The sequence below is a fragment of the Megasphaera sp. UBA4233 genome (genome assembly GCF_002395615.1).
Classification (GTDB): domain Bacteria; phylum Bacillota; class Negativicutes; order Veillonellales; family Megasphaeraceae; genus Megasphaera; species Megasphaera hexanoica.
This window is the reverse complement of sequence record NZ_DGXL01000019.1, coordinates 25,653-51,175: the sequence shown is the minus strand read 5'-3', so window position 1 is coordinate 51,175 and position 25,523 is coordinate 25,653. Positions and strand designations below refer to the sequence as shown.

The 25,523-nt window shown below is 51.4% G+C and carries 26 protein-coding genes; 2 read left to right on the top strand and 24 right to left on the bottom strand.

Annotation, left to right across the window (positions count from 1 at the left end):
- Positions 1–84 precede the first annotated feature (84 nt).
- Complete coding sequence (locus B2U90_RS05210) at positions 85–633, top strand: NADH peroxidase (protein WP_059075422.1); 549 nt, start codon at positions 85–87, stop codon at positions 631–633.
- A 126-nt stretch (positions 634–759) separates the two neighbouring features.
- Here B2U90_RS05210 and nadD read toward each other — a convergent pair whose 3' ends face one another.
- The 9 genes from nadD to B2U90_RS05165 form a co-directional block, all read right to left on the bottom strand.
- The gene (nadD, locus tag B2U90_RS05205) at positions 760–1,374 is read right to left on the bottom strand and encodes a nicotinate (nicotinamide) nucleotide adenylyltransferase (protein WP_292017281.1); all 615 of its coding nucleotides are present in this window, start codon (positions 1,372–1,374) and stop codon (positions 760–762) included.
- A gap of 18 nt (positions 1,375–1,392) precedes the next feature.
- On the bottom strand, positions 1,393–2,205 hold the full coding sequence (locus tag B2U90_RS05200; RefSeq protein WP_292017280.1) for an alpha/beta hydrolase: 813 nt from the start codon (positions 2,203–2,205) through the stop codon (positions 1,393–1,395).
- A gap of 52 nt (positions 2,206–2,257) precedes the next feature.
- Positions 2,258–3,442: an amino acid permease gene (locus B2U90_RS05195; protein WP_292017279.1), complete on the bottom strand. Its 1,185-nt coding sequence runs from the start codon at positions 3,440–3,442 to the stop codon at positions 2,258–2,260.
- Between the two features lie 47 nt (positions 3,443–3,489).
- The gene (locus B2U90_RS05190) at positions 3,490–4,728 is read right to left on the bottom strand and encodes a lactate racemase domain-containing protein (protein ID WP_292017278.1); all 1,239 of its coding nucleotides are present in this window, start codon (positions 4,726–4,728) and stop codon (positions 3,490–3,492) included.
- Between the two features lie 82 nt (positions 4,729–4,810).
- A complete protein-coding gene (locus B2U90_RS05185; RefSeq protein ID WP_292017277.1) occupies positions 4,811–5,407 on the bottom strand; it encodes a hypothetical protein in 597 nt (198 codons plus the stop codon).
- On the bottom strand, positions 5,407–5,910 hold the full coding sequence (locus B2U90_RS05180) for a molybdopterin-binding protein (protein WP_059075428.1): 504 nt from the start codon (positions 5,908–5,910) through the stop codon (positions 5,407–5,409). Before B2U90_RS05180 ends, B2U90_RS05185 begins: the two co-directional genes overlap by 1 nt.
- Positions 5,903–6,265 carry a hypothetical protein gene (locus tag B2U90_RS05175; RefSeq protein WP_059075429.1) on the bottom strand — a complete coding sequence of 121 codons (363 nt, stop codon included), beginning with the start codon at positions 6,263–6,265 and terminating at the stop codon, positions 5,903–5,905. Before B2U90_RS05175 ends, B2U90_RS05180 begins: the two co-directional genes overlap by 8 nt.
- A 19-nt stretch (positions 6,266–6,284) precedes the next feature.
- Positions 6,285–7,289 (bottom strand): hypothetical protein, encoded by a 1,005-nt coding sequence (locus tag B2U90_RS05170; protein ID WP_059075430.1) that lies wholly within the window; start codon positions 7,287–7,289, stop codon positions 6,285–6,287.
- Positions 7,290–7,304: 15 nt separating this feature from the next.
- On the bottom strand, positions 7,305–7,688 hold the full coding sequence (locus B2U90_RS05165; protein ID WP_059075431.1) for a hypothetical protein: 384 nt from the start codon (positions 7,686–7,688) through the stop codon (positions 7,305–7,307).
- A 244-nt stretch (positions 7,689–7,932) separates the two neighbouring features.
- Between B2U90_RS05165 and B2U90_RS05160 the strand changes: the two genes are divergently transcribed.
- A complete protein-coding gene (locus B2U90_RS05160) occupies positions 7,933–8,598 on the top strand; it encodes a GntR family transcriptional regulator (protein WP_292017276.1) in 666 nt (221 codons plus the stop codon).
- Positions 8,599–8,658: 60 nt separating this feature from the next.
- Here the strand turns inward: B2U90_RS05160 and B2U90_RS05155 are convergent, their stop codons facing one another.
- From B2U90_RS05155 to B2U90_RS05085, 15 genes are all read right to left on the bottom strand, one after another.
- Positions 8,659–9,864 carry a carboxynorspermidine decarboxylase gene (locus B2U90_RS05155; protein WP_292017275.1) on the bottom strand — a complete coding sequence of 402 codons (1,206 nt, stop codon included), beginning with the start codon at positions 9,862–9,864 and terminating at the stop codon, positions 8,659–8,661.
- Positions 9,864–11,123 carry a saccharopine dehydrogenase family protein gene (locus tag B2U90_RS05150; protein ID WP_075581339.1) on the bottom strand — a complete coding sequence of 420 codons (1,260 nt, stop codon included), beginning with the start codon at positions 11,121–11,123 and terminating at the stop codon, positions 9,864–9,866. Before B2U90_RS05150 ends, B2U90_RS05155 begins: the two co-directional genes overlap by 1 nt.
- A 71-nt stretch (positions 11,124–11,194) precedes the next feature.
- Complete coding sequence (speB, locus tag B2U90_RS05145; protein ID WP_059075434.1) at positions 11,195–12,058, bottom strand: agmatinase; 864 nt, start codon at positions 12,056–12,058, stop codon at positions 11,195–11,197.
- A complete protein-coding gene (gene speE, locus B2U90_RS05140; RefSeq protein ID WP_292017274.1) occupies positions 12,058–12,912 on the bottom strand; it encodes a polyamine aminopropyltransferase in 855 nt (284 codons plus the stop codon). Before speE ends, speB begins: the two co-directional genes overlap by 1 nt.
- A gap of 14 nt (positions 12,913–12,926) precedes the next feature.
- The gene (locus B2U90_RS05135; protein WP_152333738.1) at positions 12,927–14,384 is read right to left on the bottom strand and encodes an aminotransferase class I/II-fold pyridoxal phosphate-dependent enzyme; all 1,458 of its coding nucleotides are present in this window, start codon (positions 14,382–14,384) and stop codon (positions 12,927–12,929) included.
- Between the two features lie 410 nt (positions 14,385–14,794).
- A complete protein-coding gene (locus tag B2U90_RS05130; protein WP_059075437.1) occupies positions 14,795–15,559 on the bottom strand; it encodes an AAA family ATPase in 765 nt (254 codons plus the stop codon).
- Positions 15,560–15,572: 13 nt separating this feature from the next.
- Positions 15,573–16,799 (bottom strand): nitrogenase component 1, encoded by a 1,227-nt coding sequence (locus B2U90_RS05125; protein ID WP_292017273.1) that lies wholly within the window; start codon positions 16,797–16,799, stop codon positions 15,573–15,575.
- Positions 16,796–18,151: a nitrogenase component 1 gene (locus B2U90_RS05120; RefSeq protein ID WP_292017272.1), complete on the bottom strand. Its 1,356-nt coding sequence runs from the start codon at positions 18,149–18,151 to the stop codon at positions 16,796–16,798. Before B2U90_RS05120 ends, B2U90_RS05125 begins: the two co-directional genes overlap by 4 nt.
- A 15-nt stretch (positions 18,152–18,166) precedes the next feature.
- Positions 18,167–19,171 (bottom strand): hydrogenase expression/formation protein HypE, encoded by a 1,005-nt coding sequence (hypE, locus tag B2U90_RS05115; RefSeq protein ID WP_113855602.1) that lies wholly within the window; start codon positions 19,169–19,171, stop codon positions 18,167–18,169.
- Positions 19,168–20,223 carry a hydrogenase formation protein HypD gene (gene hypD / locus B2U90_RS05110; protein WP_113855601.1) on the bottom strand — a complete coding sequence of 352 codons (1,056 nt, stop codon included), beginning with the start codon at positions 20,221–20,223 and terminating at the stop codon, positions 19,168–19,170. Before hypD ends, hypE begins: the two co-directional genes overlap by 4 nt.
- Positions 20,223–20,432, bottom strand: a complete 210-nt coding sequence (locus tag B2U90_RS05105; protein WP_059075442.1) for a HypC/HybG/HupF family hydrogenase formation chaperone — start codon at positions 20,430–20,432, stop codon at positions 20,223–20,225. Before B2U90_RS05105 ends, hypD begins: the two co-directional genes overlap by 1 nt.
- Before the next feature lie 82 nt (positions 20,433–20,514).
- Entirely contained in the window at positions 20,515–22,833 is a 2,319-nt protein-coding gene (gene hypF, locus B2U90_RS05100; RefSeq protein ID WP_292017271.1) for a carbamoyltransferase HypF, read from the bottom strand.
- Positions 22,833–23,864 carry a nitrogenase component 1 gene (locus B2U90_RS05095; protein ID WP_292017270.1) on the bottom strand — a complete coding sequence of 344 codons (1,032 nt, stop codon included), beginning with the start codon at positions 23,862–23,864 and terminating at the stop codon, positions 22,833–22,835. Before B2U90_RS05095 ends, hypF begins: the two co-directional genes overlap by 1 nt.
- Entirely contained in the window at positions 23,861–25,183 is a 1,323-nt protein-coding gene (locus B2U90_RS05090; RefSeq protein WP_292017269.1) for a nitrogenase component 1, read from the bottom strand. The genes B2U90_RS05095 and B2U90_RS05090 overlap by 4 nt, the downstream gene beginning before the upstream one ends.
- A gap of 6 nt (positions 25,184–25,189) precedes the next feature.
- Entirely contained in the window at positions 25,190–25,441 is a 252-nt protein-coding gene (locus B2U90_RS05085) for a TM1266 family iron-only hydrogenase system putative regulator (protein ID WP_059075446.1), read from the bottom strand.
- Positions 25,442–25,523 lie beyond the last annotated feature (82 nt).

Below are 25,523 nucleotides of genomic sequence, written 5' to 3'. Positions count from 1 at the left end.
TAATAAATAATAGTTATTTGTTACGAGATATTTAAGATATTCCCATTATATAATTATGTTTGATATGATCAGGAGGTAACAATTATGAAAAAGTTTGTATGTGGCGTTTGCGGTTATGTTTTTGAAGGTAACGATGCTCCGGAAAAATGTCCTCAGTGCGGTGCTCCGAAAGAAAAATTCACTCTCGTTCCGGAAGGACCGAAAACCTATGCTGACGAACATCAGGTAGGCGTTGCCAAAGGCCTCGATGAAAAAGTTGTTGAAGGTCTCCGCCTCAACTTCACCGGTGAATGTTCTGAAGTCGGCATGTACCTCGCTATGAGCCGTGTTGCTGACCGCCAGGGTTACCCGGAAGTTGCCGAAGCTTACAAACGCATCGCTTTTGAAGAAGCCGAACACGCTGCTAAATTTGCTGAACTCCTCGGCGAAGTCGTAACAGCTGATACAAAAGAAAACCTCGAAATGCGTGCCCTCGCTGAACAGGGTGCCTGCGCTGGCAAAAAAGAAATCGCAACGCTGGCTAAACAGCTCGGCTATGATGCTATCCATGATACCGTTCATGAAATGGCAAAAGACGAAGCTCGTCATGGCCGTGTATTCGATGGTCTCCTCGCCCGTTATTTCGCAAAATAAGCTGCATAGAAATATATCAAAAGCCTGCTGCGATGCAGCAGGTTTTTTCATTCCCGTCTATCCTCTACTATCAAAAAACGAGAGCCCTCACCTATCGTGACAGCTCTCGTTTCTTTGTATTTAACGTTACCCATCATTTCCATAGAGATGATGTTCCCGGATGTACGCATAGACAGCCGGTGCCAGTTCATCCTTCTGTTTTTCCTGATGTTGGCGGATGTCGTGAGAGGAAATAGCATCGGCCTGATGATCCATCAGCTTTACCGTGAGGCCTTCTTCTTCCACCCGGCATTTTACCATTTCTATCTGTTCCCGGTCATCCCCTTTGCGCATCCCGACGAGAAGGCTCGCCATCCGTCCACATTCCTGCCAACGATACCAGTAACTGAAGGAAAGGAATGTATCAGATCCCATGAGCAGGTAAAGCGGATCGTCAGGAAACTTCTCTTTCATTGCACAAAGCGTATCATAGGTGCGGCATGTACTCCCCTGCTGAATTTCATAACCATCGACAGCTACAGGGAATGGCAGGTCTTCCACCGCTTTCTGACACATTTCAATGCGCTGCGCCGCATCCGTATCCAGTTCTTTATAAAAAGGCTGGGTCGGCATAAGAATCACCAGACGGGGATGCACCGCATTCCAGGCACTGCAGCAGAGCCGGATATGTCCCTGATGAATGGGATTGAATGTCCCGCCAAACAGGACAATTCCTTTTTTATTGTCATCATTCCGGCTCATGCTGCTCACCCCTTCCTCTTATTTTACGACAAACTGCGGTTTATAGTCATCCAGACGCTGTTTAATGGGCAGCCACTGAAGAACGCGCTTGATGTTGCGGTCCCAGAAATCCCACGTATGGTCACCGTCTTCCGTCCACAGTTCAATATCTGTCAGGTCTTTGACTTTATTGTAGAAGGCAATATTATAATCATGGAGGAAATCCTGATTGCCTACGGCGCAAACCATTCTCGGCAGTTTTTTACCAGCTTTGACGGCATTCTGGAATTCTACGACCAGATCATTTTCACCGCCCCGGGGATCTTTATTATCAAAAGTCATGAGTCGTTCTGCATCAGAATAGAGTTCCTTTGATTCATACATGACTCCGATATCTACGACACCGGACAGGCTGGCTGCAGCCGCATACTGATCCGGGCAGAGGGCAGCGGCATGGAGAGCGCCATAGCCACCCATGGAGAGGCCGGCAATGAACGTATCTTCCCGTTTCTGCGATACCTGAAACATATTGCCGATGACTTTTGGCAGTTCCTGCGTAATATAATCAAAATACCGGTAACCATGCGGCTGGTTGATATAATGGCCGCGGCCTGTCGTAGGCATGACGACGACCAGACCCATATCCATGACATACTGTTCCACGTTGGTAAAGCGGATCCATCCCGTCTGGTCACGCATGATGCCATGGAGGAGATACAGTACGGGGAACGGCGGTTTGATGACATCTCGCAGCGGTTCCGGCGTCCGGGTACAATTTTGTGGATAAATAACTTCGATTCCCGTATCAATACGTAGAACATCTGAGTAAAATTCAATGTGAAGTGACGGCATAATGACTTCCTCCCTTAACTGATATGATAGTATAAATTATAGCCATACGAAGTTATTTCTGTTCCGGATAGGTGCCATCCTGTTTGTCTTTGTAGATTCTCCAGGGAACGGCCAGGAAAAGAATGTAAATCAGGAACGGTGCCGAAATAAGCGTAAAGGCGACATAGCCTTTAGCAACGATGGTCAGGATACCCAGGCGGCTGAATGCAACACTGATGAGAGTAACAACGACGCCGATGACAGCACGGCGATAAAAAGCTGTCTTATTGGCCATGATATTGTGACGTGCTGCCAGGAGCTGATACCGTTCACTGATACCAAACAACAGGCCAACACCGGTACTAAGCATGGCCGATACGGCAATGGCTACATAGAGATACCGTGTCCAGTCAGCAGAATGAACGATATCGTGAAGGAGATACAGCATGGGGATGCTTTCTTTTGTGATATGAGGCATACCAGCGGCAAACAAGATAGTGCAAAGCATCGTACCGCCACCGCAGAGAACAGCCGTACCGAGAGCAGCCAGGAAGGTATCTTTCTTGCTCTTGATAGTTACCAGGCAGGACGGAACTGCCGCATTGGCACCACAAGTAAAGAGGATAATCGACGAGAAAACGATGACCCAGGCATAACCCGTCGTAAGGCCATAATCAGCAGCAGTCGAACCCGATTCGATGAATTGGTCTGCAGCCGGCCAACAGATGCCGATACTGATGAAGAAAATGAAAATAATGATGGCAATAATCAAAATAGTCAGGGTGTTGCCCAGTTTCATGACCAGATTAGCGCCTTTCAACGTAAAGCCAATCATGAAAACGCCAAAGAGAAAGGTCCCGGCCATATTAGGAATACCAAAAGTCTGTTCCAGAATAATAGCGGCACCAGAAATCATGCCGGCGGCTACGAGGAAAATCTGAACCATGGAGAAAATATCTTTAAATATTCCCAGTACCTGCCGTACAGCCGGATTTTTATAAATCATATCGGATTGTTCGCGATAATCTTTTGGTTTGTATATCCGGTTGAATTCAAAGGTCAGCCAGCACCAGACAAAAGTAAGGATTCCGACGAGGAGTGGTCCCCAGATGACGCCTGCCGAACCGGCTTTCAGATAATAGGCAACGGTCTGCGTCCCTGCGGCAAACCCCGGCCCTACATAACTACTGAACATGAGTGCCGCAATGGATAACGCCCCTACGACATTAACTTTCGAAATCTGTTTCCCATCATTCATGATATGACACCTCCAGTGAATAGATGAATCAGGTCACTCTACATTCGTTACACATCGAGTATGCCGTCCGGTGTGTATGCAACAGGCACATCTTGTTCCAAAACTTCCAGTTCCGGATTTTCTTTCACTACCTGAGCCGAGACCAACAACTCCTGTACGTGAAGCGTGTTTTCTATGATTGCAATGCGTCCATCCGGTCCGGGATTGGCCAGCGCATAAGCCTGGCTGATTGCTTCTTCTTCCGTGTCGAAATATACAGGAATCTTCCCCCGTTCAAGATACGTCGTAGGAATGAGGTTGGAATACATAGACTCCCGGTCAATCTGGCTGACCAGACCTTTCGTCGTAATATCGGCCAGGCCGATGCCTAACGCATTTCCATAGGAATGTTCATTCATGCGCAGAGCAACGAGCATATGAATATCCGGACTCGTCGGTTCTTCTACGCCACGAACGCGGATGCGGCCGATGACTTTAGTATCCATCCCGGTCCCGCTGTAAATCTTGCCTATTTTCTTTACGACAACCAGATCATACTGACTTCCCGGCAGATGTGGCACGAGGCTGCGGGCCAGAAGCTGGAGTTTTGCATCGGTTTCGATATACGTTTCTACAGGCACACCCTGGAGGAGGTATGTCTGATCATTGGAATTTTCGACGATAGCCAGACCGCAGAGAATGGGGGCTTTCTCCAGCGATACCTTGCAGGACTGGGCAATAGACTGGGCCAGTCCATGGGCATGCATGGCCGAGCAGCCGTCTTTTTTGCCCAGGCCGATGGCAATCATTTTTACGATGCCGCTTTCATTGGGTGCCGAAAAATCAGTATGCGGTTTAACCCGGTTGCAGACAATGATGCCATCCGATTCATAGGCATTCTTGTCAAAATATACGGGCGCACCATTTTCCGTTTCTCCCAGATATACCGTTTCCATGGATGAACGGATAGGGCAATCCATCGTTTCTTCCGTAATGCCATATCCTTTCAATACATCGATCTGCCCCTGGGCCGTTGCACCACCATGACTCCCCATGGCTGGAACAATGAAGGGATGACCTCCCTTCGTCTTGACATAGTCAGCGATGCTGCGGATGATAGTCGCAATATTGGCAATACCCCGGCTGCCTGCCGTAATGGCAATCTGTTTATCGCGCAGTTTATCATCCGGCGTCAGTTTATCCAGTTCCTGCCGCACTGCGGCTGGAATATCACTGATACAATCTGTCGGAAAATGCTGCCGCACCCGTATGAGATGAGGCAGTTCCTGCTTTTTCAAATCTAACATGTCACGTTTCATCTCTCTTTCTTCACGATCATCACGAACAATTGATCTTATATACGTTCTTTTTAAATCATACCGTTGTTATTTAAATCTTTATGTTGTTATTTGATAAACAAATCTGTTCTTCTTTTTGTCCATCGCCACCAGCAAGGATTCCCTCTCCTCCACTGCCATCGGTAACATATAAATAAGTAACAACTTTTTGCTGTTTTAAATACGCCCGTATTTCATCGCAGGTATACTGTTTACCCGGATATTCCAGAAATTCCCGTACTTTCCAGGCTGCCTGCCGACTTCCCTGCAACAGAAGTCCCGGACCTCCGGGATACGACAGACACCAGACCTGAGGAAGGATTTCCGCCATATGTTCGTCAATGACATGGACTTCTCTTCCCAGCGATCCGATAATGCCGCCTGTCCGCGGCCCATTCTGCCAGGCCGCTATATTAGCAGCCGCCGCCACGACGGAAACGGGGCAGAGCCAGGTTACATAGTCTGCCAGGTACTGATCGAGTGCTACCGGGTCCGTAATACACCGCACGTCTTTCCCTCTATACGCTGTCAGCTTCCGCCTGAAATGCTCATCAAGGCCCTCCAGGTCCCCTGCCCTGCACCAGATGCCAACAGCTGCCGGCATCTGATACAGACAGGTCCGATACAGACGTACCCTGTAATCATTCATCAGGGGTACTGCTTTCTCACAGCCTCCGCCATGGCTGCGTTGATCCTTTCCAAATCGTCTGACGCGGCGTTTTTCACAAATGCTTCAATCGCTGCGCTGGCTTCGACAAACGGACCTGGCAGGTTTAAAACCAGCGCATCCCCCAATCGGCCACAGACGAGGCAGCTCCACAAATGTCCGTTCTTGCCAAAGAGCTGCCGGCTGGCACTGGGCGATAACATCGCTTCCAACGCCGTATGAGTAAAATCTTTTCCCAGTGTAGAACTGTAGCGGTGTCCGCCACCGCTTCCCCCGATGAGAACGACCAGATCCGATGCGGCAGCTGCCTTGCGGATAGCCTGTTCTATTTTATCTTCTTCATCCGTTACCGGTGCGATGCGGGTAATCTGCATTTCCGGATTGTAGCGCACCAGCTGTTGTACGACGGCCGCGCTGTCCGTATCAAAGACGATACCCGCTTTGATTTCGTCACCCGTAGGAATAATCGTCGCCGTATCAATCATGATGGAGCCACCTTTCCCGGGCACAGTAGTCATGATCCCGCTGAGGAATGTGATTGATATCGACAGGCACAATTTTTTCTGCCCCTGCCAGTTTGGCAAGTTCTGTCGCTGTGACCCCTTCTGTCGTTGAGATAGCCTGGATCAGGCCATGTTCATCTTTCTCTATTTGTTCCGGATCGATGCCGTATATATCCATATCGATAGATGAACCGGTAACGCCGATGACCCGGACGACAGAATGGAATTTATCCATCAGGATTTTTTCCAGCGCCCGCGTATCCAGTCCCTTGACATCGAGGCCCTGCACTTTGACGACTGTTTTATCCGTATAGACAATAATATTTTCATCAGCCATGGCAAATCCCCTGTTTCTATCAGATTTCTTTTTCTACCAGCAGATCATCTGCATGATACTTCTTGGCCTGTTCCACACCCGGCAGGATTTCATCGGCGTGAGCGATGACTTCCTCTGCCGTCATATGGGAGGTCTGTTTCATCCATTCGCGCGTACAGCCGATGCTGTCCAGTTCAGCCTGAGCAGCCGGTGTGATGCGGTCGAAATCAATAGGAGTCCCCATAGCACGGGCAATGGACAGAACAACAGGCGAACAGCCGATATCCCGGGCCGGTACACAGCCGCACTGGAGAGCACGGATGGTCAGGCGGGCAATGACTTTCTTATCGCAGACGATGCAGGGAATGTACTGTTTCAGCGTCTTGGCATAGGCACCGGAGCCATGAGCCGTATCGCCGGCTTCAAACTGAGGATGAGGGAATACACGGCCATACATTTCTGCAACGGTCATGCCGATACCGACCGAAATGACCTGGCCGGTCATGCCTACGAGGACATCGCCGTGATGCATGCATTCGAGCTGGCCCAGAATCGGGAACAGGACTTCATCCATAGTGATGATATTCATCATTTCTGTTGCCGAATTATTATTGGACGCCCGGCCGGTAATGACGACGTTATGGACAGGAATCTTCTTATCTTTCGGATTCGGCCCGCGGAACATCTTCTTTTCAGGGAACAATTTCTTCCACTGTTTCAGATGGGGTTCCTTTTCTACCAGTTCATCGGAGAGAATGATTTCCTGCATGGGCAGGATGCCGAATTCATTATTAACTTTACCATTATCGGAGGCCCCCATGCGGACGATGGCCCCTTCGACGACAATGCCGTCACTAGTAGTCGTCACAGCATCCATATCAAATACATTGATAGCTGCCGGCCCCTGAATGGTAGCTGCTACTTTGCGGATAGCATCATCCTGGGAAAGACCACTTTTTTCAATTTCCTTGACATCGAGAAATACGACCGATACAGGTATAATCTTATCATCTATATCCCCGCCGGGAAGAACTCTATATTTCATGATGTATGCGCCTCCTTAGTGCAGACCCAGTTTTGGTCTTCTGTCTTCAATATCCGTACAACCGTCAAATTCCGTTTCTTCCGTCGGATGGATAATATTGATGACTTCCATAATAATCTTGGTCGTCTTGCCGTTTTCATCTTTGCCCTTAATGAGAACCGTATGCATCGTTTCGGGGACACGGGGCAGGACCAGAACTTCGACATGCTTGACATCATCCCGTCCGGCGATTTCATGAACAGCTTCTTCAATGCGGCCCGTACGCAGCGACTGCATCTTGGCGCTGTGCAGACTTTCCAGACCATGGACTTCCATCGTCTTTGTGTCGTCCACATCGTGGACAGCAACATACATTTTTTTAATAAATTCCGGGAGTTTTGTGTGCATGAACCTGAACATAATACTCTCTCCTCTCTAAAATAATATTCTAGAATTTATAATTTACGCACATCCGGTATACCGATATACCGGTATACTATTATTATAATCGCTCATATATGTTTGTCAATAATAGTTATATTGCTAAAATATCATTGCTGGTTATTTTATTATACAAAATAGTTTTAACCGTCCTATTGGAATTACTTTGCCAGTAAGTATATAATAAATATAGTATCTGTAAAAAACAAAAGGATGTGATGTCATGCAATCACGCAAATCATTACAAGATAAAGCTTATGAATATTTAAAAGGCCAGATTATGGACGGAGCCTTTGAAAAGGGAAAAATCTATTCTCTGGCAGCCATCACAGCCTCATTGAATATGTCGCGCACGCCGGTCCGCGATGCGCTTCTCAGCCTCAGTCAGGAAAACCTCGTCGATGTCCTTCCCAGCCGGGGATTCCAGCTCCACGAAGTGACCCGCCGGGAAATCATCGAACTCTACCAGCTGCGCTGTGCCATCGAGGGGTATTGTGCCGCTTTCCTGGCCTCCTGCTATGCTGCAGATCCATCCCGTAGTGAAATAGCCATGCTCGATAAAAATTTGAAACTCCAGGAAAAGGCCGTATACGACCATCAGTCAGCCGATAAATATTGTATCCTTGATATAGAATTCCATAATATCATCATTTCTTCGACAAAGAACAAACATTTTTACCATATCATCAAAAACAACCGCGTCCGCAGCAGTGATTTCTCTCTCGTTTCCCTGCGTAAAGAAGGCGTCATAGAGCGGACCCTGAAAGAACACAAGGCCATCTACGAAGCCTTGTGCACCGGCGATCCCGTCCTGAGTCAGGAAAAGATGATACTCCATCTGGATACGCCATTGCAAAACAACCTGTCCAGCAAATTGCTAACAGACTGAACGCACAAAAAAACTTGCCGCACAACGGTAAAAATCGTTGTGCGGCAAGTTTTTTTGTTTCTATTTTCCCAAACGATAGCGGAAATCATCATAACCGAAATGGCATAACTCTTCTATCGTGCCCGTTTCATGGCGAACGTAGAGGTCCGGAAGAGGCATACCATTGAATGTATTAGTTTTACAAGTTGTATAAATAGCCATGTCACCGAAAAGGAGCAAATCACCTGCTTCAAGAGGCTTATCGAAGCTGTAATCTCCTATGACATCACCAGACAGGCAGGTCGGCCCGCCCAGACGATACGTATAAGGACGCGCGCCGGCTTCTCCGCTTCCAAACAGTGGCGGCCGGTATGGCATTTCCAGTACGTCCGGCATATGGCAGGCCGCGCTGGTATCGACAATGGCAATCTTCGTATTGCCATTGGTCAGCACATCCAGCACACGCGTTGCCAGATAGCCTGCATGAAGGGCACAGGCTTCTCCCGGTTCGAGATAGACCTGAACATTCCACTTTTTTTGCGCCGTGCGGATACAGTCTTCGAGAAGATTTATCTGGTATCCGGGACGGGTAATGTGATGACCGCCACCCATGTTGAGCCACTTCATCTGGGGCAGGATATCACCGAATGTCGTCTCTACTGCTTTCAGGGTCGTAGCCAGATCATCCGCATCCTGTTCACACAATGTATGGAAATGGAGTCCGTCGAGGAGCGCTTTCCCCTCGTCGGTCATCATGGCATTCCACTGCTCCCGTGTCGTTCCCAGCCGGCTGCCGGGAGCACAGGGGTCATAAATATCATGTCCGTCCTGGGTAGACCATTCAGGATTAATCCTGAGGCCTATGCTCCGGCCTGCTACTTTTGCCTGACGCCCGAAGCGCATGAGCTGGCTTGGCGAATTGAATACGATGTGGTCTGCATAGTGCAGTAGTTCCACAAACTGGTCATCCCGGTAGGCCGCCGAAAACACATGCACTTCTTTGCCGGGCATCTTCTCTGCTCCAAGGCGTGCCTCATACAATCCGCTCGCCTCCGTACCGGCCAGATAGGGTTCCAAAACCGGATACAGGTCGTAGTTGGAAAAGGCTTTCTGCGCCAGGAGAACCCGGCATCCCGTCCGTTCTGCCAGTCCGGCCAGTATTTCGCCATTATGCCGCAGAGCCCGTTCCTCCAGGATATAGCACGGCGTCGGCAGCCGGCCAAACCAGTCCTCGGGAGTACCTCCCTCCAGATAGCAGAATGGCGGCGTATACATCGTATCGCCCATCACGGTACCAGTACCGGATTTTCATCAATGCTGCGGGGCAGGCCATATTTGTCCAGTGCATCGAGGAACGGATCCGGATCCAGTTCATCTACCGTATAGACACCCGGTTTCTGCCATTTTCCCGTAAGCATCATGAGTGCACCGCACATAGCCGGTACGCCCGTCGTGTAGCTGACGCCCTGACTGCCCACTTCATGGTAGCATTCCTGATGATCGCAGACATTGTAAATATACCAGGTCTTATCTTTGCCATCTTTCGTTCCCGTAAAGATGCAACCGATATTGGTCTTGCCTTTCGTCCGCGGTCCCAGGCTGGCAGGATCGGGAAGCAGGGCTTTCAGGAATTTAATCGGCACAATCTGATGGCCTTCAAATTCAACCGGCGTCGTAGATAACATTCCCACATCTTCCAGACATCTCATATGATCGAGATAACTCTGTCCAAAGGTCATAAAGAAACGGATCCGCTTCGCTTCAGGGATGGTCTGGGCCAGACTTTCGATTTCTTCATGGTGCAGGAGGTACATATCCTTTTCCCCGACCTGATCGAAATGGTATTCCCGTTTGATACTCATGGCTGGTATTTCAATCCAGTGTCCGTCTTCCCAGTAACTGCCGGGAGCCGATACTTCGCGGAGGTTTACTTCCGGGTTGAAATTAGTCGCGAAGGCATAGCCGTGGTCACCGCCGTTGCAGTCGAGAATATCAATCGTATCGATATGATCGAATTCATGTTTTTTGGCATAGGCACAATATGCCTGGGTTACGCCCGGGTCAAAGCCGCAGCCTAAGAGGGCCATGAGACCGGCATCTTCGAATTTTTTGCGATATGCCCATTGCCAGCTGTAATCAAAATATGCCGAGAAACCCGCTTCTTTGCAGCGTTTTTCATAGATGGCACGCCACTGGGGATCATCGGTATTTTCCGGTTCGTAGTTAGCCGTATCCATGTAATTGACGCCGCAGGCCAGGCAGGCATCCATGATAGTCAGGTCCTGATACGGCAGCGCCACATTCATGACCAGATCCGGCTTTTCCTTCTGGATGAGGGCAATAAGCTGGTTTACGTCATCAGCATCTACCTGGGCTGTCGTAATTTTCGTATCCGTGTGGCCTTTCAATTTGGCAGCCAGGTCATCACATTTGGATTTCGTACGGCTGGCAAGACACAATTCCGTAAATACATCACTCACCTGACAGCATTTCTGAATTGCTACGGAGGCAACGCCGCCACAACCAATGACAAGAACTTTACTCATAGTAGTCTCCTTTCAGTTCGAACAAGATAACAGATATATAGAAATCTATAGTGAACTACATATATTTTCAACTATGACAGCGGATACAGTGCCAGCATCAGCTCCCGCACGACTTTGCAGGCCAGTGCCGTAGACGCGCCACTGGCATCCAGCATCGGCGCCAGTTCGGTCACATCGGCACCGATGACACGGGTCTGGGAAACGAGCTGTATGGCTCTGAGCAGGGCGGGAAACCAGACGCCGCCCGCTTCTGGCGTCCCCGTTCCGGGAAACGCCGCCGGATCCAGGCAATCGAGGTCAATCGTAACATAGACGGGAAGATTCTGTTTCCTCAGTTCGTCAACGACCTGTTCCAGTCCTCCAAATCCGAAGGGATGCATGTCCGTATGCTCCCAGGCAAAGCGGAACTCTTCCCGTTCCCCGCTGCGGATGCAGAATTGATGGATCCGGCCATCTCCCAGGATGTCATGGCATCGCCGGAGCACGCAGGCATGACTGAGCTTTGCTCCCAGATAGTCGTCCCGCAGATCGGCATGGGCATCAAAATGGATGATGTGCAGATCCGGCCACTGCCGGGCAGCCGCCCGTACGGCACCGAGTGTCACCAGATGTTCCCCGCCGAGGAGCAGAGGCAGCTTACCATCAGCAAGAATCACCGACGCCCGTTCTTCTATATCGGCCAGGGCCTGTTCCGAACTGCCAAAACACAATTCCATATCGCCACTGTCAAAAATCCGACAGTCTTCCAGATCTTTATCCTGATACGGACTGTACGTTTCCAGTCCAAAACTTTCATGACGTATGGCCGGCGGGCCAAAGCGGGCGCCGGGGCGGAAACTCGTCGTCGAATCGAAGGGAGCACCGTAAAGGACGATGCGGGATTCTTCATAAGAAGCATCACAGGCCAGGAATGTTTCTACATTAGGTTTCAGCATCAGGGTTCTACCTCCTGGAGCATGTCTTCCAGAAATGCCGGCAGCCAGAATGAACCGACATGGAGCCGCGTCGTATAGTACCGCGTATGGAGATGGAGCTTTTCCCACGCCACCGCGTCGAGGTCATTGACGGGATGATATTTTTTGCTGGCAAATCCGAACAGCCAGTATCCGGCCGCATAGGTCGGGATATGAGCCTGATAGACCTTACTGATAGGGAAGGTACTGACGATGCGCTGGTGGCTGCGCTGCATGGCCAGAGCGTCTTCTTTATAAAATGGGCTCCCCTGCTGATTGACCATGATGCCGTCATCGCGCAGGGCATGATAACAGCTGCCATAAAATTCCTTCGTAAACAACCCCTCAGATGGTCCGAACGGATCGGTCGAATCGACGATGATCAGGTCATATTCCGCTTCGCAGCTGCGGATAAACTTCAGGGCATTTTCAAAATGGATATGAACGCGGCTGTCATCGAGGCGGCAGGCATTGCCCGGCAGATAATTGCGGCAGGCTTCGACAACGGCCGGATCCATTTCTACCAGATCGACAGACCGTACCCGGTCATAGCGCGTCAATTCCCGCACGACTCCGCCGTCCCCGGCACCGATGACCAGGATATCCTGGCACTGCTGATGTACTGCCATGGGCACATGAGTAATCATTTCATCATAGATAAATTCATCCCGTTCGGTAAGCATGACGTTGCCATCAAGGGTCAGGACGCGGCCAAATTCCGGTGTTTCAAAAATATCGATGCGCTGATATTCGCTCTGCCGGGAATACAGATGGCGGTTGACGCGGATACTGTGCTTGACATCGGGCGTATGAAATTCACTGAACCAAAATTCCATGATATCCCTTCCTTTCACGCCAGGACATTGATGTGCTGCAAATCGGGATCTTCTGATCCGGTCATACTGCAGCCTTTTTCTTTGGCATAACATATGTGTTCCAGGATTTCTGCCGTAATCCGTTCGCCCGGCGCCAGAATGGGAATGCCCGGAGGATAACACATGACGAATTCACTGCATACGCGCCCTTCACTCTGTGCCAGAGGCAGACTGACCTTATCAGCATAAAACGCGTCCTGGGGGCTCATGACAACTTCCGGCTCCACATATTCCTGAGTCAGCATTCCTGCCGGATCTTTCTGATGATGGCGGCGGATTTCTGCCAGGGCACTGACCAGCCGTTCCAGTTCCTGTATGCGGTCTCCCATCGACAGATAGGCCAGAATATTGCCAATATCACCGAACTCAATCTGAATATCGTATTCATCGCGCAGGAGGTCATAGACTTCAATACCTGCCAGCCCGATGTCACGGGTATGGACGCTAAGTTTCGTACTGTCAAAATCAAAGACAGAATCGCCATTCATCAATTCCCGCCCAAAGGCATAATATCCGCCGATGGCATTGATTTCCTGACGGGCATAATCGGCCATATCGACGACTTTATGGAAAATTTCACGGCCGTGAAGTGCCAGGTGGCGACGGCTGATATCCAGACTGGACATGAGAAGATAGCTTCCCGATGTCGTCTGAGTCAGGTTGATGATCTGCCGTACATAGCCTGCATGCACATCCGGCCCGGTCAGAAGGAAGCTGGACTGGGTCAGGCTGCCACCGCTCTTGTGCATCGATACGGCCGCCATATCGGCACCAGCCGCCATAGCCGATACGGGAAGGCCATGGCCAAAATAGAAATGCGTACCATGGGCTTCATCGGCCAGACATCGCATCCCCGCATCATGAGCCATGCGGACAATGGCCCGCAGGTCACTGCATATTCCGTAATAGGTCGGGTTATTGACCAATACGGCTACGGCGTCAGGATTTTCCTCGATGGCCCGCGCTACCTGCTGGCGCTGCATACCCAGAGAAATGCCCAGCCGTGCATCGACTTCCGGATTGACATATACAGGTATGGCTCCACAGAGCACCAGAGCATTGATGACACTTTTATGGACATTGCGCGGCAGGATGATTTTATCTCCCCGCTTACAGACGGTCAGTACCATGCTCTGCACGGCACTGGTCGTTCCGCCGACCATCAGAAAGGCATGGGCGGCCCCAAAGGCCTCTGCTGCCAGTTCTTCCGCCTCGCGGATGACAGAAACAGGATGACACAGATTATCCAGCGGTTTCATACTGTTGACATCGACGCCGACGCACTGTTTCCCGAGGAAAGCCGTCAGTTCCGGATTTCCCCGGCCTCTCTTATGTCCCGGTACATCAAAAGGGACAACACGCATCTCACGGAATCGCTGCAGAGCTTCATATATTGGTGCCCGTTGCTGTGATATGGCCGCTTGTTTTGACATTACCATATTCTCCCCCCATTGCCTGCATAAAAAAAGCGCAAGCTGCGCTGCTGCACAACTTGCGTCCTGACAATTCCAATATACTAAGACGATGGAAACATCCTGTCCGTCATCCGTCTTAGTGGAAAATATGATCAGAGTCTATATAGCAATTCTACTTTTACTACTCCTATTGATCGGTTCACAAGTGTGCCTGCGCACATTTCGGTTATGAAGTAACCAACTCTTGAAAACTGAGCATACAGCTCAATCAATAAGGCAGCAATCATGCCGCCAATCGGCAGTGGACCCGGCTGTCCGTATGGCCTGAACTTTAAAAAAAGTGGTCCCGTACAATTGCTTTGAAAAGACCTGTTCTGTCATCTTTCCAAAATCATACCAATCGTATCATAAAGAAAAACACCTGTCAACTATCTGGCGTCACTTGCCGGCGTATCCATCAGTTTCCGGGCCAGTTCCTGGTACAGGAGGCTCACGGGCAGATCCGGATTACCTTCGACGACGGTCATGCCCTGGTTTTCATAATACTGGATTTCTTTACTGCGCGGTATATCGGCTATAATGGGCAGATTATGGCTGTTGGCAAAAGCCTGTACGATATCATACTCGTTCTCTACGTTGCGCCTGTTGAGGATGATTCCCCGGACCTGGGCATATCCCCGGTCTTTGAAATTTTCTACTGCTTTGATGATATTGCCGGCAGCATACAGAGCCATTTTTTCTCCCGACGTGACAATGAAGATTTCGTCGGCGTACCCATCCCGTATAGGAGCCGAAAAGCCACCGCACACGACATCGCCCAGTACGTCATACAACACGACATCCGGCTGGATCCGGTCGAAGACTTCCAGTTCATCTATGAGATCAAAGGTAGCAATGATACCTCTTCCTGCACAGCCCAGCCCCGGCGTAGGTCCGCCCGTTTCGATGCAGAAGACACCGCCATACCCGGTTTTACCGATATGCTCGAAATCCGGTTCTTCCGTATAGGTCCGGTAATAATCCATGACCGGCATGACAGGCTCGCCATGAAGGAGATTCCACGTCGAATCGGCCTTGGGATCGCAGCCGATTTGGATGACCTTCTTCCCCAGTCTGGCCAGAGAAGCCGAAATATTGGCAGCTGTCGTCGATTTGCCGATGCCGCCTTTTCCATAAATCGCAAATTTTCTCATCGTATTTCCTTTCCTATTTCAAACGATTCCGCAACCAGTCCGCTATGTCCGGCCCGGCAATCACAGGCATTTCATCGTGATAGTGGCGCCCAGAATACGCTTCGTGGGGCAGAGAAATAAATGCATCCTGTTTTTCCGGAAGCAGCCGGGCATAAATGGGATCTGCCAGGATATGCCGCGCCTTGCGGCATTCTTCACGGATGACCGGTTCGACACTGACCGTTTCTATATGGCGCAGGAGCAGCTGAGGCGCATCGGCCAGCGGGCATAAGAGCCGCACCGTAGAAAGACCCAGCTCATGGCGCAGCAGATTTCCCATGGAAAGGAGATATACGGGTTCGCCAATGACCAGGGCATCACAGGGCTGGTCATCATACACCGTTTCCGTCTTCCAGGCATTGAGATCGGCCAGAGCGTACTGCGGCTTTTCCCGGGGCTCTCTTCCCGTAAGGCCTGTCAGATACGATGTATCCCCTTCACGCAATGCCTGCAGCCAGTCTGCTGTTCCCTGTTTTCCCATAGGGATGCCGGCTACATAAGGAATCCCGTACTGTTCCTGCATATATTGGGCCAGATACAACCCCGTGGAAGAGACGACGGCATTGACATCGGCGTTGGCCGCTTCAGACAGATTATCCAGCGTATCTCCCATAGACCACGAACTCTGTATGATGAATCCCGCTTCTGTCAAAATGGTTTTGATAGCAGTTGCATTGCCGACGACAGAAAAATCCAGAGGTGTCAGCCCCAGGATATTGACTCTCCGTGCCGGCCGCTGTGGCTGTCTGACCGGACATTTCAGGAAATGCTGCGCCAGGCGGACGTAAGCATTCCCCGCACCGGGAAGATAACTGTGGATACCGTCCGTCCGGAATCCCATCGTAAAAATACCCGTCCGTTCTTGTACCATTTTTTCAATGGCCCGGAAATCCGTCCCGATTGCATTAGGCATGGGACTGCCTCCGATAGCGATAAAAGCCGGATGGACGGCATCGGTTACTTCGGCAATATCATGGATGAGCCGCTGGTCGTTGCCCTGAATAGTGTCGATTTCATTGAGTCCTGATATGTACACCATGGATGGTGTATCGTACCATCGCGGCTCATCATGGGTATCATACGTCGAATTACAGCCTGATGCATCGTGCATGACAACCAGCCCGCCCAGTTCAAACAGGGCCGAAGCGATACCAAACATATCTACGGCATAGGTAGATAAGACTCGTTGTGCTTGTTTCATCCATGACACCCCCAGGCTTTGACTTGAATAATCTCTCTCATGTCCGGATTTTCTTTACCAGCGGCATCACCGATCCAGTCCAGCAGCTTCATAAGACCCACATACCCATACAGGCCGCTGTTTTCAATGATATTGACAAAATACTTCGTATCGGTAAAGTAAGCTGCCATCTGGCCGATAGCCAGGACTTTTCCATATTTCCGGCTGTCATCCCGCGGCAGGAGACGCCGCTTGAAATGCATGGTCGAACGCAGGGACAGGTTTGGATAATGTTCTTTCAAGAAAAAGAAACTGTCTTTTTCATCTGGTGAAATGGCATCGAGATACACGGCATACACGTTATATCCATGAGTCAGCAGGAACCGTGCCAGTCCCAGAGGCCGCGGTGTCGCTGTAAAATCGATGGCAATCGGCGTCTGCCCGAGTATATTATGCAATTTCATCGCCTTCTCTTCTATCTGCTGTTCAAAGGCATCGCAATCAGGCATGGTAAGGTGCAGTACATCCGCTGCCGTCTGCAGGTTCTTCCGCAATGTCCCATAGTCGTAGGCATACGGCAGATACAGGGCATCCTGTCCCAGACGGCGCTTCATGTCGCGGGCTGCCGGTGCAGCATTTTCCAGGAAATAAATATTGGCTGCCGATTCCCCCATCTGTTTATATTCATCATACGTACGGCAGTCCGCAAAATCGTGAATGGCATACCCGCCAGCACAGAGCATGGCTGTCAATTCATTATCTCCATCGACAGGGTAATAATTGACGATGTAATTCACGGCCCGGCGTGGCGGCATTTTCGTCACGGCCCGCATCAGCTGCCGCCGTCCCAGAATATCCAGCGTATACCGTCGCTGCAAAGTGGGCGTCATATAGCCGTCGATGAAATCGATGTCAGGAAACCGCTGGCGCAGCTTGTCGTAGACGATGCGGACATCGATATGGAGGAAATGCTGCATGCAGCTCGTAAAACCTTCGACGCAGCGGGGCCGTTCCGGCAATTCTTCTATAATCCGGGATATACCGTCAATCATCATGTCTTCCAGATTGCCTTTGATGAGATTTTCATTGGTCAGGGTCACCATGGAAAAACGCCCGGCGCCATCGGGGATTTCATCAGCCGATAAGACGACGCCGTGAAGACAGCAGGCACAGCAGACGTATATTTCATGGCACTGGGGAATGAGCATAGGCGAGTGGGCGATGGTCCAGTGGCCCCGGGCCGGTGAAGCATACTGCAGGCCAATATAAAACGGTTTGGGAAAATCCGCCCTGCCTATGGAAATTTCGGCACCATCTGGCGTAACCGTATATCGGGGCACCTGAGGCGGATGGATTTCATTTTCGTAAATCATGCTCTCCCTCCTCGGTCAGCATATGCGGGGCAGCAATTCTCCCCCCGGCGGCGGGAGCATCGTTTCCGCACCGATTTCCGTGCGCAATATGACCCGGCCCGGCTGTTCTGCCGTGACCTGTCCGATGACAGCGGCATCTTGAGAATAAGGCTGCCTGTGCAGCACATCCAGAATCGCCGGCGCTTCACATTCTGGCGCGACGATAACCAGACGGCCTTCACAGGCCAGATAGAGCGGTTCCAGTCCCAGCATGCCACAGACGCCGCGGACGGAGGGATGCACCGGTACAGACTGGCTGTCCAGATGAATGCCGACATGGCTCTGGCTGGCGATTTCATACAGGACCGTTCCCACGCCACCCCGGGTGGCATCGCGGATAACGTGGATATCCTTCGTCTGACCGAGCATGGCTTCTACCGTTCCCCATAAGGGAGCACAGTCACTGGTCACATCAGCGTCAATGCCAAACTGATTCCGTGCCAGCAAAATCGTACAACCGTGGCGGCCTACATCGCCACTGACGATGACTACATCGCCAGGGCGTGCCAGCGTACCGGACGTATGGACGCCAGCCAGGCACTGTCCGATTCCCGTAGTCGTAATAAACAAGTGGTCTACCTGCCCTTTTCCTGCTACTTTCGTATCGCCAGCTACGATGCGCACCCCCGCCTCGGCAGCCGTACGGGCCATAGATGCGGCATACTTTTCGACCTTAGCCAGAGGGAATCCTTCTTCGATGACAAAAGCACAGGACAGATACAATGGCCGTGCTCCCATACAAGATAAGTCGTTGACCGTGCCACAGATGCTGAGCTTACCAATATCGCCACCGGGAAAATCCGGCGGGGAAACGATAAATCCATCGGTCGTAAAGGCCAGGTCGGCACCGCCGATGGAAAGGACGGCCGCATCATCACCGGTAAACTGAGGGTTGGAAAAATGGGCTTTAAATACGCGGTCGATCAGTTCGGCCGTCTGTCTGCCACCGGCCCCATGAGCCAGCGTAATCACATCATTCATCGTATCTTTCCTCCATACGTATAATACGCAGAGCAGGCACCTTCATGAGATACCATGCAGGCTCCGACCGGCTGTTCCGGTGTGCATACCGTACCGAACAGCGGGCACTGGGGTGGCGTGCATTTTCCCTGCAGGATATCACCACAACGGCAGGCCGGATTGGCCTTTCCCTTCATGGGCGGCACGCTGTATTTACGGCGGGCATCCCAGGCTGCGTAATCAGGGCGGAGCCGCAGTCCCGATTGGGGAATACAGCCCAGACCGCGCCATTCATCATCACATGGCTCCATGACGTCTGCCATGAGCTCTTTACCTGTCCGGCTTCCTTCTCTGGTGACAACGCGGGGATAGCAGTTTTTAAAAAATGGCCTGCCCTGCCGTATTTTCTTCAGGATAACGGCAAAGGCTGTCATCAGTTCTTTTGCCGTAAAACCGGCGACGACACCAGAAACGCCCTGCTGTACCATAGCTTCACAATCACCAGTCCCCATGACGGCACAGACATGGCCGGGATACAGGAATGCATCGGCGCTATCCTTCATCGCTTCGTAAGCACGGGGCATTGTTTTATTGGCCGTGAGGAGAGAAAAATTCATCACCCCTTCTGCTCTGGCTGTCCGGACGGCCAGGCAGGAGGGCGGCGTCGTCGTCTCAAATCCTACGGACAAAAATACGACTTCTTCATCACGGTGCTGCCGGGCATAGTCGTAGGCGTCGAGGGGTGAATAGACAATTTCTACATGGGCTCCCATGCTCCGCGCCCCGGCCAGGCTCTGTGTGCTCCCCGGTACACGGACGAGATCGCCGAACGTACAAATGGTCACCTTCCGTTCCAGAGCCAGCCAGATGGCTTCGTCTATGTAGCGGACAGGCGTCACGCAGACCGGGCAGCCCGGTCCGGAAATGACTTCCACCGCTTCCGGCAAAATCTGTCTGATTCCCAGCCGGAAAATTTCATGAGTATGAGTCCCGCAGACTTCCATAATCCGTACAGGCGGGCCATCATACGAACGTATTATCTGAAGTGCCGTTTGTGTATATTCATTTCCCATCAGTCCAGGTCCTCCAGAATATCATCCATTTCTTCTTCATCATCCCCGGTAATCCGGGCAATAGCCATTCCGGCATGGACCATGACATAATCACCGGGATCCAGTTCGTCCAGCAGTGCTGCCGATACTTCCCTTCTGGCTCCGGATGCATCGACCAAAGCCATTCCCTGATGCACTTTTACAACCCGTGCAGGTAATCCGACACACATGGCGATTCCTCCTTACATGCAGTAAATAGATATTTATAATAATATTGTATATACAGTATATTAATATATACTAAATTTTTAATTAAATTGGTCTCTGAATCGTTCTATCCCATTGCCGTTCCTGGTTCATCATGGCATATACAGCCTGTCCCAGGGCAATACCACCATCATTGACAGGAACGAGATGATGGCGTAGAACGCCCAGCCCGGCCTGTCCCAATGCCTGTTCACACAAGGACAGGAGCAGCGTATTCTGAAACACGCCGCCACTCAGAGCCACGGTCTTCACACCCGTTTCCTGCGAAATCTGCAAACAGGCACCGACAATTTGTCCGGCCAGCCGGCAATGGAAAATATAAGCCAGGAAATTCGGATTCCTGCCAGCCATTTTTTCTTCCGCCAGATATTGCACCAGCTCCATCGTCGGCAGTATCCACCGGCCGTTTTCCTTCTGAGGCGGTATCAGGGTCTCCGGTCTGGTATGATGATCTTTCATCCATCGCCGGGCTGCAAACTGAATCTTCATCGCCGCTTCGCCTTCAAACGACGACTGCCGCGCCAGACCCAGAATAGCACTGACGCCATCAAACAAGCGGCCCGCACTGGTAGACAAAATACTATTTATACCCTGTTGCGCCATAAAAGACTGCATCTGCCATTCTTTCCGGCTGCAGAGGCGCAGTCTGTCCACTACAGCCACAGCCTCATCCGTCTTTGGATACAAATGGCTGATAAGGCTGACGGCAATGCGCCATCCTTCCCGGGCTGCCACATCACCACCGCGCTGCCAGAAAGGTGCGATAGACGCACTGCGGTGGAATCCATGACAGTCACAGAGGAGTATTTCTCCTCCCCATACGGTGCCATCGGTTCCATACCCGGTCCCGTCAAAAGCTACACCTATGACAGGCTGTTCCCAATCGTTTTCTGCCATACAGGACAGGATATGAGCAAAATGATGCTGGACGGGAATGACAGGCAGCCCCATTTCCTGAGCAACAGCTGTCGTATTATACCGGGGATGAAGATCACAGGCCACGCAGGCCGGTTCTATTTCAAGGAGCGTTTTCATCCGGGAAACACCATCCCGCAGGGCCTGTACGGTCCGGACATCGGCCATGTCCCCGATATATGGAGACAAGTAATACAGCCGGTCCCTGGCCAGGCAAAAGCTATTTTTCAGTTCTCCGCCCAGTGCCAGAACCGTCCCCGTTTCCCTGCCATAGAAAAGCGGCAACGGCGCATAGCCGCGGGAACGGCGTATCATGTACGGACTGCCATCATACCAGTTTATTACGGAATCATCGGCCCGCAGCCGGATCCGCCGGTTATGGCTGAGAATGGCATCACACAAGTCAGGAAGTTCCTGCCGTGCTTCTGCTTCATCGTGGCATATGGGAGCACCCGATACATTGGCGCTGGTCATGACCAGCGCATCCGGTACGTCCAGACCATCATCATACGTAAAGAGCAGCAGATGAAGAGGCGTGTACGGGAGCATGACGCCCAAAAAAGGGTTTTCCGGTGCCAGCGAAGGTGCCAGCGTAGTATCAGACCGTTTTTCCAACAGAATGATGGGCTTTTCATGCCCGTCCAGCACCCGGTCTGCCCCGGCAGGTATGACACAGTGACGGTCCACGGTAGCCATATCCTTCATCATGACGGCAAAGGGTTTTGCCGGCCGGTGTTTCAGACAGCGCAGGCGCTGTACAGTTTTTTCCTGAAATGCATCACAACAAAGATGATATCCTCCGATGCCTTTGACAGCTATGATACGGCCCGATACAAGAGCCTGCCGGGCAGCCGTGACTGCATCCCGCCCCCGTTCTGTACTACCCAGTATATAGACTTCCGGTCCGCAATCGGGGCAGCATACCGGCTGAGCGTCATAGCGCCGTGTTTCCCGATGGGTATATTCATATTCACATTGGGAGCACATGGGAAATTCTGCCATACTCGTCCGTTCCCGGTCATAGGGCATGGCATCGAGGATGGTCATGCGGGGCCCGCAGGCCGTGCAGTTGATGAACGGATGGAGATAGCGGCGGTTCTGCGGATCAAACAACTCTTTTTTGCAATCGTCACAGATGGCGATATCAGGAGACACAAAGACGTCTCCTTCCTCTGCTTCACTTTCGACAATAGAAAAATCAGGAAAGGGCGGTACATCCGTCTGCTCCGTTATGATTTTGAGAATTGCTGACCGTGCCGGCGCTTTTTCAGGTAACTTCTGTTGAAACTGTTTCCGGGCCTCCTCTGGCCCCTGGACCAATATTTCTACATAAGACCCCTTATTGCAGACCGTGCCACGAACGTGACAGGAATGGGCCAGCCGGCTGACGAACGGCCGGAACCCGACTCCCTGCACGATACCGAGTACACAAATCCGAACTGTTTCCATCAATACCTCCCCGATACGGCGAAATGAGGCACATCCACATACAGGCCATGGAAATGAGACAGGGCCCGCTTGAAATAGATATCACCCAGGATAACATCGAAGTTATCATTATCGGCCAGCTGGCACCAGTCGTCTTCTTCCTTCAGCTGGACATGTCCCGGCCGGATACAAGACGATTCCGTCCGGAACCATCCTGCTGTCTGTACCAAAGCCGCACCAGCATTCCGTACCGCTTCTGCCATGGCATTGGCCGTAACCTGCTGATGGACGACCAGTACCCGCTTCCCTGTTACGGCAGCCCGGATATCTTCCGGCAGGGGCCGTCCCAGATAGCGTACTTCATAAGGGGTCCCAAACCGTTCATACAGGTAGCGTGCTCCTTCCAGTGCTGCCGGTGATACGACAAAATTCTTCTCATTCCTGCCAGCTTGTTCATACGCTTCCCGGCAGTCAAAAAGTATTACCTGCTTCCAGCCTTCCCCATGCAGTGTCTCCATGAGGGCCTGTTGTTCATCCGGGGAAGCCATTTCCAGGGGAACTGCCCCGAGGACACCGGCCCGGCCTCGTTCCACCACTGTCTCCGGCTGGGCCAGGACAGGAAGCAGCGCGTTGTAAGCTGCCTGCATCCCGTCGTCATAATAGCCAATTCCTGTCGTCGGGACGGCCAGTGCCGGTATGTTGAGTGTACGGGATATCATACGGCACAGCGCCTTGAAATCCGTACCGATGACAGCTGGAACGGGAGTACCCACCAGTGCCACAAAGGCAGCATTCACCGTTTCTGCCGCTGCGCACACTTTGCGTACGAGCAGATTATCGCGGCCGAGGATGGCATCCATGTCGCGCAGTCCTGCACTAAAAACGGCACTCTTTTTACCGCTGAACCAGCGCGGTTCATCAAAGCCGCAGATATTCCCGGCACAGCCACCGGCATCACAGATAACGACGATGCCACCCAGACCGTAGAGTACGGCGGCCGCTCCTGACTGGTCCGGAGCAAAGGGAGACAAATATTTCCACAATCCTTTCATCGCCCGTTTTTCCCCCTTTCGTCCAGAGCCAATCCAATATGCCGCAACAGAGAAAGGACGCCAGCATATCCGAAAGGCTGGATATCGTCATCCCAATTCACGTGGGCAGCCGTTTCATGATACCAGGCCGCATCCTTGCCAATGGTCAGATCGACCGGATGGGATGCTCCTTCATAGTAGAGCATGGTAGGAGACAAGTTGGAGTATACCTTTGTTTCCGGGCTCCATTGTGCCAGATGACGCAGATAGACAAAATCATCCGGACTGAGACTAGCATATATTTCTTTGATCGTAAACCCGTACCGTGTCAGAGCCAGTGCCATTTCGTAAGCATTGCCATTCTGCATGCCACCTATAGCCACAGTCGTACCACTATAGCGGGCGCGGACTGCTTCAACAGCCTGGCGGGCCTGTTCCAGCCACGATTCATCCTGAATAGGGGCACCGAGAACGCGGGACAAGGCCATGTACTGGCGGTGAATCTGTGATACCTGATACAATCGTGTCAGGGTAATAGACGGGATACCCAGTCTTTTTTCCATATCCTGCGCCGCCAGCCACGACTCCGGATGGAAGACGAGGTTAAAATTAGCCTGGGACATAGCCAGATATTCTTCAAAATTACGGCAGCGGGCTAGTTCCTGTATCTGTTTGATTCCTGTCTGACGCAGGATAGGATACAGCTCGCAATCATCCTGCAGGGGAGAAAAAAATCCCAGCAGATTGACCGTACGGCGATGACGCGGCTGCTTTTCCAGCAGGGAATAGAGGGAACGGCGTACATCGACCATCGGCGGTTTGCGCCCTTCCCGCGTCAGAGCGTACATGTAACACGGCACGACAGGAACGCCGCAGACCGAAGCCGCTTTCCGGCTGACCCGTTCCATATCTGTTCCCAGGAGGGCATCGACGCAGGTCATGCAGAGCATGACCACCGATGGCTTCTCCCGTCGGGACGCCACGATTTCCGCGACAGCCTGCGGAATCTTCTGCAAGTGCCTGCCCGTGACGATATCCGTTTCATCGAGGATATAGAAGTAAAACCGGTCCTGATAGCCTCCCTGCTCGCCCAAAATGGTCGTATTGCGGCCACAACAGCCGGGACCGATGAGGAGCATGATAGATCCCGGTATAGAAAGGCCCGCCCGTTTTACGCCGAACCCCTGTGCTCCCGGGGAATTAAAAGCCAGTGCTGCTGGCGAATTGTAAATCAGATGCTTCGAGGATAGAAGTTCTTCCGGGATATGGTCTTTTCCTTTCTGCACCAGGTCACCTACGGTAATAGCATAAGGCTGTGTATCTTTATATTCCATCATCATTCCACCCTACTGCGGCAACGGCGGATAAATCGTCTTAGTACTCACATCGGGAAGCATGCCCAGCTTTCCCGACAGGGCGCTGATGACATCCTGGGGGGCATCGACGATGATGCTGATGACATTGACATGCTTATCTTTATAAGGAACTCCCATGCGGCCGACAATGTATTGGCCATATGCATGGAGGATTTCATTCAGCTTCCCCGACTCATTGCGGTCTGCAACGATAATACCAATCAGTGCGATTCTCGTTTCCATATGTATCACCTCATAAAAAAAATCCCATGCCAAAAGCACAGGACGACAGACACGTTGTGTGTAAGATGTGCTTTCCGCCTCA